The following is a 12356-nucleotide window of genomic DNA, read 5'->3' as shown; positions in this document are numbered from 1 at the left end:
TTCATCAACTGCAGAGTGATTGTGATATCTTACGACTGCGCAGATAATATTTAGATCTGTAAAAATGATTATGGAAAGAGTAGCTATGGGTTTGAAAAACAAGAAAGTACTTTTAGGAATTGGCGGCGGTATCGCAGCCTATAAATCTGCTGACTTAGTTCGCAAACTAAAAGATCGCGGCGCTGATGTTAGAGTGGTTATGAGCCTGAGCGCGCAGGAATTTATTACGCCACTCACCCTGCAAGCATTATCAGGCTATCCGGTCTCGACCGATCTACTTGACCCAAGTGCTGAAGCATCTATGGGGCATATTGAATTAGCACGTTGGGCAGATTTAGTGATTGTGGCACCAGCCACGGCGAATTTAATCGCGCGCATCAGTAGCGGCATGGCTGATGAACTCATCACCACCACCTGCTTAGCGACCGAAGCTCCTATCGTACTTTGCCCAGCAATGAACCAGCAGATGTATCGCAACGCCGCGACACAAGCCAATTTAGTCACCGTCGCTCAGCGTGGCATGACGATTTGGGGCCCAGACTCAGGCTCTCAAGCCTGCGGAGAAGTTGGCCCAGGTAGAATGTTGGAGCCTGTGGCTATTGCGGAAAAAGCCGCACAGTTCTTTGGCCCTAAATTATTAGCAGGCATATCTTTATTGCTAACAGCGGGGCCTACACGCGAAGCCATCGACCCCGTTAGATACATCTCTAACCACAGCTCTGGAAAAATGGGCTTTTCATTAGCAAGTGCCGCAGCAGAAATGGGGGCTGAAGTGACACTGGTTGCAGGGCCAGTTAATCTAGCAACACCAGCGAATGTCAGCCGCATCGATGTTGAGTCGGCACAAGAGATGCTTGATGCAGTCCTACCAGAAGTCGAAAAAAACCAAATTTTTATCGCTTGCGCCGCAGTCGCTGATTATCGAATTGCGGATGTGGCCGAGAGTAAGATTAAAAAATCAGCTGAGCAGATGCAGCTTGCGCTAGTGCGAAATCCTGATATCTTAGCCAGCGTTGCCAGCCACCCAAAACGTCCGTTTACGGTTGGTTTTGCAGCAGAAACCAATAATGTTGAGCAATACGCAAAAGGTAAACTTGAGCGCAAAAAACTTGATATGATTGCCGCCAATGACGTGTCGAATAGCAACATTGGTTTTAATAGCGACAATAACGCGCTTAGCGTCTTTTGGCATGATGGTGTAACCCACCTCCCCGCTGTCGACAAGCAAACTCTGGCCAAGCAATTACTGACCCTAATCGCAGAAAAAGTAAGAACTAAATGAAAACACCGATCGAACTAAAAATTCTCGACTCACGCATTGGTACACAGTTTCCGTTACCCGCCTACGCGACTTTGGGTAGTGCAGGAATGGATCTACGAGCAATCACTGATATTGCACTCACCATACAGCCAGGTGAAACCGTACTCATTCCAACGGGTATTGCTGTACATGTCGCAGATCCGAGCTTGGCGGCTATTATTCTGCCTCGTTCAGGCTTAGGCCATAAGCACGGTATCGTACTCGGTAACTTAGTGGGACTGATTGATTCCGATTATCAAGGGCCACTGATGGTCTCTTGCTGGAATCGCGGCAGTGAGCCATTCACTATAGAAATCGGTGACCGCCTCGCGCAATTAGTATTTGTTCCCGTTGTGCAGGCAGAGTTTAAGCTTGTTGATGAGTTTGATAGCTCAGATCGCGGTGCTGGCGGCTTTGGCCATTCAGGCACAAAATAATAACCACATTTAAGCACATCACTACATTTTATGGACAGCACGGAGCGTTGTTTCCTTGCCGTCTCGCTCAGTAGTAATCGAGTGAAGGACTGATAAATGGCTGCAAGCCCAAAGATTAATCGCCGCGAACACATTCTACAATGTTTAGCGACCATGTTAGAGACAAGCCCAGGACAACGCATCACTACCGCTAAACTGGCTGCAGAAGTGGGTGTATCAGAAGCGGCACTCTATCGTCATTTTCCGAGCAAAGCGCGGATGTTTGAAGGCCTGATAGAGTTTATCGAAGAGTCATTACTATCTCGCATCAATCTCATCATGGATGAAGAAAAGGACACCATGAAACGCTGTCAACAATTACTGCAATTGTTGTTGGTTTTTGCCGAACGTAATCCAGGGATTTCAAGGGTGCTCAATGGTGATGCGTTACTGGGTGAAAACGAGCGTTTACGCAGCCGCATTAGCCAGCTTTTCTCAAAAATTGAAACTCATCTGAAGCAAATTTTACGCGAGAAGAGCCTGCGCGAAGGGCAAGCATTTAGCATTGATGAAGCAGTATTAGCCAACCTTTTAATGGCGATTGCCGAGGGACGAATTGCCCAATTCGTGCGCAGCGAGTTTAAACTAAAACCGACTAAGCATTTTAACGAACAGTGGACATTTGTGCAGCAGCAACTTCTGCAAAGCTAGCAATTAATGGGGTTAAGTGTCGAATATAAAGTCACTTAACCTAACTCTTTATTAATCTATTGATCCGTAAATAATTTTACCATACTCTCCCCCTGTTGCTGTTTAAAAATCAAACACACCCAAATACAACAAGGAAGTAATATGAGGATCTTATCTCTCATCTCTCTCGTTGTGCTTATTAGCACGACAATACCTGCTTTTGCAGATGATACACTTTCCATCGCCCAAAAATTCAGCCGAAGTGCCGAATTTACGAACCTAAAGATTTCCCCAGCGGGTGACTATATAGGAGCGATTACCAAGCACGAAGGTAAAAACAAACTGCTCGTGTTAGATGCCAAAACCAAAAAACTACACCACGCGGTATTTTTTCCTAGCAATGCCCAAGTTGGTGATTACTATTGGGTAAATGACGATCGAATCGTATTGCAAAAGGAATACTTAAAAGGCTGGCAAGACCACCCGATCTATTATGGTGAGTTATACGCTGTCAACGCCGATGGTTCAAAGCCGATTTATCTATTCGGTTATAATAGTGGTCAGCAGCAAGCAGGCTCAAATATAAAGAAAAATACCCCAATCAGGGCAACGGCTTATATTTTAGACCCATTGCCAAATGATAAACGTTATATGTTAGTTAATGCTATCCCTTGGGGTAACACTCGCACCCTAAGCTACGAGAAGAAACAAGACGTTTATCGAGTCGATGTTTATAAAGGAAAACGAAGAAAAGTTACTCGTTCTCCCATCGGCCAGGCACGATTTTTAACCGATCACGAGGGTAAAGTTCGTTTTGTTACCGGTGAAGATAAAACCAATACAACGAAACTATTCTACCGCGATGAAGAAGGATGGCATGACAGTGATAACCTCAATCTCGGTTTATCTGATTTCTCTCCAATCTCCTTCGCGGAAGAAAAAAACAGTATTTATGCCGCAGGTCGTGAACAAGGACAAACGTTAGGTGTGTACAAGATCAATCTTGAAAATGGTGTGAAGAAGCAAATCATTCAAGATGAAACAGTCGATCCAAGTAACTTTTGGATTAATCAGAAAACCAAACAACTATATGCTGTTGAGTTTGAGAATGGCTACCCTGATTATGCCTTTGTGGATCCAAAAGACAAACATGCAACACTGTTAAAACAACTGATCGCCTCATTACCAGGTCACCAGATACGAATAGTCAGTGAAACAACCGATTCTAGTAAGCTCATTATCGTCGCGATTAATGACCGTAACCCCGGTGATTACTACATGTTGAGCACTGATCCAATCAAACTAGAGTATTTGGTCTCAAGAAAAGACTGGCTCGATCCAGAGCTAATGGCTGAAGTAAAACCAATTAGCTTTACAAGCCGCGACGGCATTAAAATACATGGTTACTTAACGTTACCCCATGGCCAAGAAGCTAAAAACTTACCCCTAGTGGTCACTCCCCATGGCGGCCCTCATGGACCGCGAGACTGGTGGGGCTTTGATCCGCAAAACCAATTACTTGCCAGCCAAGGGATTGCAGTATTGCAGGTTAACTTCCGAGGTTCTGGTGGCTATGGCGGCGCCTTTGAAGAAGCTGGACACCTTAAGTGGGGCACTGAGATCCAATACGATATTATCGACGCAACTCGGTATGTAATAGAGCAAGGCTACGCCAATAAAGACCGCCTATGTATTGCAGGAGCAAGCTTTGGTGGCTACAGCGCTTTACAGAGTGCGATTATAGAACCAGATCTGTTTAAGTGCGCCATAGGCTTTGCAGGTCTTTATGACCTTCCGCTATGGAAAGAGGACAGTGATGTCGCCGACACAGATACAGGTCAGAGCTACCAAGAGCAAGTACTTGGGAATGATCTAAGCATACTTAAAGCAATGTCACCTGCCTATAATGTTGATAAGCTGAAAACATCATTAATGCTAGTTCATGGTGGTGATGACGCACGAGTCCCCATTGAACAATTAGAATCACTGGAAGATAGCCTAAAGAAGGCAAATTATCCTTATCAAAAGCTGGTTATGGATGATGAAGGTCACGGCTTTTATAACGATGAGCATAGAGCCAAATACTACAGTGAAATGCTAAGCTTTTTAAAAACCAACCTTAACTTGTAATTTGCCAACGAGAAAAACCGACTAAATTAGTCGGTTTTTCTTATCGTCTTCAGGTTTTTTGGTGTATATTTGCAGCAAATCGCTGTATCCTCCGTGCTTCTTAGAGCCAATGCGACCTGTTCAGCTCTATTATTACTGTTTAGCGACAACCAATCGAAATGTGAGTCGCCACCAAGAACACCAGAGACAGCACCACTATCCGTTACAGTGGAGGACCTTATGACATCAAAAGAAGCTATCCTCAGTGAATCAGCACAACTGGTTCAAACAGCTCTGCTTGAGCGTGGGCTTGAAACTCCAATGCTGCCCAGTGAGTTCACTCGCGAAGAGCGTAAAGACAAAATAGAACATCATATGCGCGAGATCTTGACCTTAATGTCGCTCGACCTGCGTGATGATAGTTTAGAAGAAACTCCACGCCGCATTGCCAAAATGTACGTTGATGAAATATTTTCAGGTCTCGATTACGCCAATTTCCCCAAAATCACCGTTATTGAAAACAAAATGGGTTTCGATGAGATGGTTAAGGTGAACGACATTAGCCTAACCAGCACTTGTGAGCACCACTTGGTGACTATCGATGGTTTAGCACGCGTTGCATACTTGCCACGTAAGAATATTATAGGTTTATCGAAGATTAATCGTATTGTGCGCTTCTTTGCTCAACGTCCACAGGTGCAAGAACGCCTGACACAGCAGGTATTAGTCGCCCTGCAAACTTTGCTTGAGACCAAAGATGTAGCTGTAAAAATGGATGCGGTGCATTATTGCGTGAAGTCTCGCGGCGTCATGGACTCGACCAGCTCAACCACGACGACTGCCTTGGGTGGGATCTTTAAATCTAACCCTGCGACACGGGCTGAATTTCTGAGTAATTAGCCTAGGTTGATATCCCCCGGTAATATCAGAATATAAAAAAACGCTGCATCATCCAATGCAGCGTTTTGTCATCTTAACTCGAAGTCACCCTATAATGTCCTAGTGACTACGACCCTCTGTTAGATCCCGTATTGGTCACGGTAAGCGCTTACTGACGCAAGCTGTGCTTCCATTCCTGATTTTTCAGACAGGTAGTTAATCAAGTCTTCAAGCTTGATGATAGAAACAATATCACAACCAAAATCACGCTCAACTTCTTGAATAGCCGATAATTCACCTTTGCCTTTCTCTTGACGATCAAGTGCAATCAACACCCCTGCAAGCTTGGCATTATGAGCCGCGATAATTTCCATTGATTCACGAATAGCAGTACCAGCAGTGATCACATCATCAACTAACATCACTCGACCTTGTAACTCGCTACCCACTAAACTTCCCCCCTCACCGTGATCTTTTTTCTCTTTACGGTTAAAGCAGTAAGGCATATCAATATCGTGGTGATCACACAAGGCAACCGCTGTAGTGGTTGCAATTGGGATCCCTTTATATGCAGGGCCGAACAACAGATCATACTCAATGCCTGAATCAACCAATGCTGCCGCATAAAAGCGACCTAAACGCGCTAAATCACGACCAGTATTGAACAAACCAGCATTAAAGAAGTAAGGGCTAGTGCGGCCTGATTTTAACGTAAATTCGCCAAATCTAAGTACCTGACGCTCAAGGGCAAACTCAATAAACTCACGTTGATAGGCTTTCACAATATCTCCTTAAAATATGTAGGGTAACTCAGTTCTATTTAATCAGTCTTCTATTATAAGCGCTGTCAAAAAGCACTTACAAAAAGGACCCCGTAGGGCCCGAATATCAATGCTGCTTAGCTTAACGAAGCTTTCTGAATATCAACGATTTCTCGGATACCATGCTTCGCCAAGTCCAATAAGCTTAATAGCTCTTCATGAGTGAAAGGCTCACCTTCAGCGGTGCCTTGGATCTCAATCATCTTACCTGTTTCAGTCATGACAACGTTCATATCGGTTTCAGCCGCGCTATCTTCGATATACTCTAAATCGCAGATTGGCTCACCTTTGTAAATACCAACGCTGACTGCAGCAATCAGGAACTTAAGAGGGTTAGTCTTCAATATACCTTTACCACGAGCCCAGTTCAGTGCGTCAACTAAAGCCACACATGCACCAGTAATAGCAGCTGTACGCGTACCACCATCAGCTTGAATCACATCACAATCGATCACGATGGTGTTTTCGCCCAGAAGCTTCATATCAACAGCAGCGCGCAATGAGCGACCGATTAAACGCTGGATTTCTTGAGTACGACCTGACTGCTTACCACGAGCAGCTTCACGGTTCATGCGGCTATGTGTCGAACGCGGCAACATGCCATATTCAGCAGTTACCCAACCTTGGCCTTGGCCTTTAAGAAAACGCGGTACACCCTCTTCAAAACTGGCAGTACAAAGGACTTTCGTGTCACCAAACTCAACCAATACCGAACCTTCGGCATGAGCGGTAAATTGGCGGGTAATCGTCACAGGACGAGATTGTGCTGGAGTTCTGTTGCTTGGGCGCATGGTGAATTCCTGTAGTTAAGAGCTAAGGGCTAATTTGGCTGCATATTATAGGGATATGTTAGGCACTATGCTATCTGTAAAATAAAACCATCTTAAATTCTCAACAGTAAATTATGGTGCAATCCTGCACCTCGATGCTAATTGCGTATATAATCACAGCTCACTTAGACGAACTACACTGGAAACCATCCATGATCCAAAGCATGACAGCCTATGCTCGCATTGAGCACAAAGCAGATTGGGGCACAGCCTCTTGGGAAATCCGTTCAGTTAATCAGCGCTACTTAGAAACATACCTGCGCCTTCCGGAACATTTCCGCAGCTTAGAGCCCGTGCTTAGAGATCGTCTACGTAAACGCTTAAACCGCGGTAAAGTTGAAGTTAATTTGCGTTACGACCTTAATGAAGGTGATAGCAGTGAACTGCAATTAAACCAAGAACTGGCTAAGCAGATCATCAACGCTGCGAACTGGGTAAAGGATGAAGCCAAACAGGGTGAACTCAACGTCGTTGACGTACTGCGCTGGCCTGGCGTTATGTCTAGCTCTGAGCAGGATATGGATGCCTTAGGCAAAGATCTACTGAATGCTTTCAACTTAGCCATCGATCAATTTATCGAAGCCCGTGGCCGCGAAGGTGAAGCTATCAATACCATGCTGCAAACTCGCCTTGACCAAATAGTGGATCAAGTCGCAGTTGTTCGTGAACACATGCCAGCCGTTATGCAATGGCAACGCGATAAGCTAACTAACCGCCTAGCTGAAATCACCGGCGAACTTGATCCTGCCCGTATGGAGCAAGAGATGGTCTTAATGGCGCAGAAGATGGATGTCGCCGAAGAGATGGATAGACTTGATGCACACGTTGCCGAGACGCGTCTAATCTTGAAGAAGGGTGGCGCACAAGGTCGTCGTTTGGACTTTATGATGCAAGAGTTTAACCGTGAATCAAACACCTTAGCCTCTAAATCTATCAGCGCAGAAGTGACTGCTGCGGCAGTTGAATTAAAAGTGCTTATTGAGCAGATGCGCGAGCAGATCCAGAACGTAGAATAAGATCCACCCGCGTCCTCAACGGTACTACACACGCTGTTTTAAAAGGGTTTTATTAAAACCCAAGTCCGTAGAGGTCCACAGTTACCCACCGAAATCGTTAACTAACTGGTGGGTAATATGGTGGGTATGTTAGTATCTAGTCAAAGTGTAGTGGTGGGTAAAAATACCCACCCTTGTATTTACATTGGCTGGAGATGATTTATGGGTGATCTAACCGCAAAAGAAGTTGCAGCAAAATCCAAAGGCGAGCCCGGTCGGTTTGCCGATGGCGAAGGTCTGTATTTTGTCGTACCCAAGTCTGGTAAAGCATTTTGGATGCTGAGATACACATCCAACAAAAAGCGCAAAGAGATGACATTAGCCAAGTACAGCGATATGTCATTGGCCGATGCTCGTACCGAAGCCGCGATCAAAATGAAGCAATTTCGTGATGGCTTAGATCCCCTCCTCGCTAAACAACGTGCCGAACAAGTCGCGATCAAAACCGTTGATGACCTGTTTGCCGATTGGCATATAGGTAATACTAAACGCCTCAAGCATGCCAACATCCCAGAGCGTATTTACCGTAAAGACATCGCGCCACACATAGGTAGCTTTAACGTCGATAGCGTCACCGCCAGGGACATAAGAGAAGTATTGACGACCATTGCAGCCACAGGCCGTCCAGCAATCGCTAACGACGCTCTCATGTACTGTAAGCAGCTTTTTAATCACGGTATAAAACTAGATCTTCTTGGCGCAAATCCTGCCAGCGCGTTTTCGGTATCTGATGCTGGTGGCGTAGAAAAGAGCAAAGACAGAGCCTTAACCATTGAGGAGTTAACCCAGTTCTTTCAAACGGCAGGCAAAAACAGCGACAGCTTTAGCCGTGACAATTATCTCGCCAGTGCATTACTGGTTACATTGGGAGTTCGGAAGTCAGAATTGGCAGAAGCGCCATGGAAGGAATTTGATCTTGAAGAGAAGGTATGGAATCTACCCAAAGAGCGGAGCAAGTCTGGCGTCGGTATTACCATTCCATTACCTGAAATCGTTATGGACTGGATACAAGAGCTAAAAGTGAGAGCTTGCGGATCTGACTATGTGTTCCCTAGCCGTAGAACCAGCAAGAATCCGCACATGGGCGCAGATACGTTAAACAGAGCTATTACCAAGCTCTTTGGTCATGAGGCGGGCAAAAAGAAACAACCACCCAACTTAATGGGTGGTATGGAACATTTCACAGTGCATGATTTACGCCGCACTTGTCGTACCCTGCTAGCCAAGCAAGGCACACCAGGGCATGTCGCTGAACGTTGCCTAAATCATAAGCTCAAAGGCGTTGAGGGAATTTATAATCTGCATGATTATTTCGATGAGAGAAAAGAAGCTATTACTAAACTATCAGAGATGATTTACTCAATTACATCCACGTGATCAAAACTTTCAGATTTTAGCCCTGCATACATGAGTAGGTGATAAGCAGGGCGAACGGTTTATGTGATATAAATTTTAAAGTAACACTCTAGCTCCGGGAACATATCCACCTGCTTTGGCGATCTCTTGCTTTAATTCAAAAAGTGAATCACTTGGCAGAGCAAACCATTTTCGAATTTCTTCAATGCATTCATACAAGCGAAGTGAACTGATATTACGAATAACAATCAATCTATCGTCAGGACCAATATCACCAAAATACTTCTGCTCACTGAGCGAGTCTTCATCAATAGATGCCCACTCCATGATCGATTTCTGAGATAGCTGTATCATAAAGTGATAGTTCATATTATCACTTAAGTACAATTCACAACGTGCATCCTTCCAATAATCAGGCATGTATTGCTCAGGTTTTAAGCCAAGCTGGTGATACTCACTAAATTGAAAGTGATTTTTATTCTTACCAAATAACTCATAAACACCTGAGGTTACTTGTGCACTTTCTAGTGAATGGCTTTTCATTATCAATATACGTTTACCTGTTAGCACTACAGGCTCGATAGATACTTCTGGTTGAATATTTTGGGTAGTGTGCTCACCAAATTGAAAATCAATATCCCACTGAATGAGTTTGGAATATAAAAACAACAATTTAAAGACTGCCAGCTCTTCAATCTGTAAACCTCCAATCTTCAATACCCTATACCCATCTCTACTTGCCGGGCTCCACATAGGCTTTTCTTTAGACACACAACGAAACAACTCATCCCGCAACTGAAACATTTCTCTAGAATCGTCGCTATATTTATCGTTTAGCCTTGTGATGTCCGAGTATTTTCTGCATATTTCTAAATATTCCTCAGATGATAAAAGCTCATTCATCTGAGTTTCAATGGCACTCTTGTCAGCTTTATAATCTTGATTCGAAGTTGAAACCAAATTTAAGAAATGATGATAAAAATCATCATTTTTAGCTAGTTTAAGCAGTTTTCTGTGGAAACGATTAGCAGTAACACTTTTGAAAGAATCAAAAAAACTATGTAAATCGTCATATAGCTCAACTTCTTCATAGCGACCTGAGTTTCTTCTTGGAGCGCCGCAATACTCGACGATCTTGGCCATTAAATTTGGAGAGATAATGCCATTCCCACCTTTCATCTCACTCACCCTAGACTCTTCAAGGCCCAACTGTTTTGCCATATCCTTTTGAGTTTTACCTATACTCTTGAAATACGTTATTGCGTGGTTTATCCAAAGTATCGTGTCATGTTTAGTTAATTGTTCCATCTCTCACCTCTGTAGTTAGCTAGGCTATTAATCTAAAATAACACCCGAAAAATGTAATTACATTTTTATCGTAATTTTTAGTAATTAATTACACTTCAGTATTCTAAGAAAATATGTGCATAAAAATGTATGGTCCGCCTCGTTATTGCAAATGATATTTTCGATAACGAGGTTGGTTTGCGCTAATGTATTCGGAGTCTTCATTAGGTGCTTACCACCTGCTCCACGATGAGTTCCGCGCTAGATTGTCCTCAAAAAGCCCAAAGCATACTGCGTTGCTGTTTTTTATGTCAGGTCTTCAATCTAGTGGTCTGACCGTTCTGTCATCTTCTCTATCATCTGCAAACTCGGTTTAAACTCTTACTTCAAATGCTTGCTTGGTCGATAATACCGACCATGCTATCCGCACTAACTTATTCGCCAAAGCAACAACGGCTACGTTAAATGGCTTCCTTGCTCTGAGCTCTAAAATCCATTCACCAAACACCGCAACCGCAACTTCTGGCCGCGATAATATGGAGCGTGCGCCATGGATAAACAGCGTTCTTAACGCTTTATTACCTCGCTTACTTATCCCCAATAACGTGGTTTTACCACCTGTTGAGTATTGATGAGGGACTAATCCTATCCATGCGGCTAACTGTCGCCCGTTCTTAAAGTTATTTGCATCAGAAATATCAGCTAAGCACTGACTCGCCGTTAGATCTCCTATACCTGGGATTGACTTAAGCTGTTGAGCCTCTTCGCTTTGCTCGACAAGCTGTTTCAGTTTTTTATCTTGCCCTGCTATACGCTTATTAAGCTGTGAATAGTACTCGTGATGTTCAATTAGCTCCTGCATTAACATGGGAGGAATAGGCTCTTTTTTATCTGCAAGCCATTGAAACAACACCTTCATTTTGGCATGCCCTTTAGGAAAGCTCATACCAAACTCAAGCAAGATAGCGCCAATACGCGACATGCACGCTGTACGCTCTTTAACGTAGCTTGAACGGATCCTTTGAATCACTGAGATAACTTGGGATGATTCTGTTTTAACACCCACAAAACGCATCGACGGGCGCGTTGACGCTTCAGCTATCGCATCGGCATCTATGTAATCATTTTTATTGGTTTTGACGTAAGGCTTAACGTACTGAGGGGGGATCAGTTTAACTTCGTGCCCAAGAGATTGACACTTTCTAGCTAGCCAATGTGAGCCACCGCATGACTCCATAGCGATGACGGTTGCAGGCGTTTGAGATAGAAACTCAATAAGCTTTGCACGAGAAAGGTGCTTTCGAAATAGCTCTCGACCGCTATAGTCATGAGCAACAAGATGAAAAGAAGATTTGCCTAAATCGATTCCAATTACTTTAATAGTAGACATGATGGTTCGCCTCTTTGATTGCCTAACCCTAAGGTTAGCTTAGGGGTGAGGCGGACCATCTAATTAAGCCTTCAACAAAAAGGCTAAATCTCCTAGATAAGACGGGGCTCTATCTCCTCAAACTTGTGCTTTTAACTGTAACCAGCCTTATTCACTTAATCGGTTCCATGCAGCAAGAATGTGAACAGGTTCCATTTGAGCTTTTCTAGAACTCCAGCGATGT

At 44.0% G+C, this 12356-nt stretch carries 11 protein-coding genes; 7 read left to right on the top strand and 4 right to left on the bottom strand.

All coding sequences use genetic code 11. From position 1 onward, the window contains the following. Positions 1 to 85: 85 nt before the first annotated feature. The 5 genes from coaBC (at position 86) to folE (ending at position 5415) form a co-directional block, all read left to right on the top strand. The gene (gene coaBC, locus SWP_RS09840; protein WP_020912314.1) at positions 86 to 1282 is read left to right on the top strand and encodes a bifunctional phosphopantothenoylcysteine decarboxylase/phosphopantothenate--cysteine ligase CoaBC; all 1197 of its coding nucleotides are present in this window, start codon (positions 86 to 88) and stop codon (positions 1280 to 1282) included. After that, complete coding sequence (gene dut / locus SWP_RS09835) at positions 1279 to 1737, top strand: dUTP diphosphatase (protein WP_020912313.1); 459 nt, start codon at positions 1279 to 1281, stop codon at positions 1735 to 1737. Before coaBC ends, dut begins: the two co-directional genes overlap by 4 nt. Before the next feature lie 96 nt (positions 1738 to 1833). After that, a complete protein-coding gene (gene slmA, locus SWP_RS09830) occupies positions 1834 to 2427 on the top strand; it encodes a nucleoid occlusion factor SlmA (RefSeq protein WP_020912312.1) in 594 nt (197 codons plus the stop codon). A 141-nt stretch (positions 2428 to 2568) separates the two neighbouring features. Beyond that, the gene (locus SWP_RS09825; protein WP_020912311.1) at positions 2569 to 4536 is read left to right on the top strand and encodes an alpha/beta hydrolase family protein; all 1968 of its coding nucleotides are present in this window, start codon (positions 2569 to 2571) and stop codon (positions 4534 to 4536) included. A 219-nt stretch (positions 4537 to 4755) separates the two neighbouring features. Further along, on the top strand, positions 4756 to 5415 hold the full coding sequence (gene folE, locus SWP_RS09820) for a GTP cyclohydrolase I FolE (protein WP_020912310.1): 660 nt from the start codon (positions 4756 to 4758) through the stop codon (positions 5413 to 5415). Between the two features lie 119 nt (positions 5416 to 5534). Here folE and pyrE read toward each other — a convergent pair whose 3' ends face one another. Together pyrE and rph are read right to left on the bottom strand one after the other, a co-directional pair. Next, positions 5535 to 6176, bottom strand: coding sequence for an orotate phosphoribosyltransferase (gene pyrE / locus SWP_RS09815; RefSeq protein WP_020912309.1), 642 nt, complete (start codon positions 6174 to 6176; stop codon positions 5535 to 5537). A gap of 116 nt (positions 6177 to 6292) precedes the next feature. Beyond that, positions 6293 to 7006, bottom strand: coding sequence for a ribonuclease PH (rph, locus tag SWP_RS09810; protein WP_020912308.1), 714 nt, complete (start codon positions 7004 to 7006; stop codon positions 6293 to 6295). Positions 7007 to 7197: 191 nt separating this feature from the next. Here rph and SWP_RS09805 point away from each other — a divergent pair, with 191 nt between their 5' ends. Beyond that, positions 7198 to 8061 (top strand): YicC/YloC family endoribonuclease, encoded by an 864-nt coding sequence (locus SWP_RS09805; RefSeq protein WP_044555825.1) that lies wholly within the window; start codon positions 7198 to 7200, stop codon positions 8059 to 8061. A gap of 201 nt (positions 8062 to 8262) precedes the next feature. Further along, positions 8263 to 9477, top strand: coding sequence for a tyrosine-type recombinase/integrase (locus tag SWP_RS09800; RefSeq protein ID WP_020912306.1), 1215 nt, complete (start codon positions 8263 to 8265; stop codon positions 9475 to 9477). 75 nt (positions 9478 to 9552) lie between these two features. Here SWP_RS09800 and SWP_RS09795 read toward each other — a convergent pair whose 3' ends face one another. After that, the gene (locus SWP_RS09795) at positions 9553 to 10764 is read right to left on the bottom strand and encodes a helix-turn-helix domain-containing protein (RefSeq protein ID WP_020912305.1); all 1212 of its coding nucleotides are present in this window, start codon (positions 10762 to 10764) and stop codon (positions 9553 to 9555) included. Between the two features lie 352 nt (positions 10765 to 11116). Beyond that, positions 11117 to 12133: an IS110-like element ISSpi6 family transposase gene (locus SWP_RS09790; RefSeq protein ID WP_020912304.1), complete on the bottom strand. Its 1017-nt coding sequence runs from the start codon at positions 12131 to 12133 to the stop codon at positions 11117 to 11119. Positions 12134 to 12356 lie beyond the last annotated feature (223 nt).

Source organism: Shewanella piezotolerans WP3, from assembly GCF_000014885.1.
Lineage (GTDB): Bacteria > Pseudomonadota > Gammaproteobacteria > Enterobacterales > Shewanellaceae > Shewanella > Shewanella piezotolerans.
The sequence above is the reverse complement of the archived record's forward strand: the minus strand, read 5'-3'. Positions and strand labels throughout refer to the sequence as shown.

Coding starts and splice junctions, on each gene's coding strand:
- coaBC (WP_020912314.1), top strand. CDS start 86: ATGGGTTTGAAAAACAAGAAAGTACTTTTAGGAATTGGCGGCGGTATC.
- dut (WP_020912313.1), top strand. CDS start 1,279: ATGAAAACACCGATCGAACTAAAAATTCTCGACTCACGCATTGGTACA.
- slmA (WP_020912312.1), top strand. CDS start 1,834: ATGGCTGCAAGCCCAAAGATTAATCGCCGCGAACACATTCTACAATGT.
- SWP_RS09825 (WP_020912311.1), top strand. CDS start 2,569: ATGAGGATCTTATCTCTCATCTCTCTCGTTGTGCTTATTAGCACGACA.
- folE (WP_020912310.1), top strand. CDS start 4,756: ATGACATCAAAAGAAGCTATCCTCAGTGAATCAGCACAACTGGTTCAA.
- rph (WP_020912308.1), bottom strand. CDS start 7,006: ATGCGCCCAAGCAACAGAACTCCAGCACAATCTCGTCCTGTGACGATT.
- SWP_RS09805 (WP_044555825.1), top strand. CDS start 7,198: ATGATCCAAAGCATGACAGCCTATGCTCGCATTGAGCACAAAGCAGAT.
- SWP_RS09800 (WP_020912306.1), top strand. CDS start 8,263: ATGGGTGATCTAACCGCAAAAGAAGTTGCAGCAAAATCCAAAGGCGAG.
- SWP_RS09795 (WP_020912305.1), bottom strand. CDS start 10,764: ATGGAACAATTAACTAAACATGACACGATACTTTGGATAAACCACGCA.
- SWP_RS09790 (WP_020912304.1), bottom strand. CDS start 12,133: ATGTCTACTATTAAAGTAATTGGAATCGATTTAGGCAAATCTTCTTTT.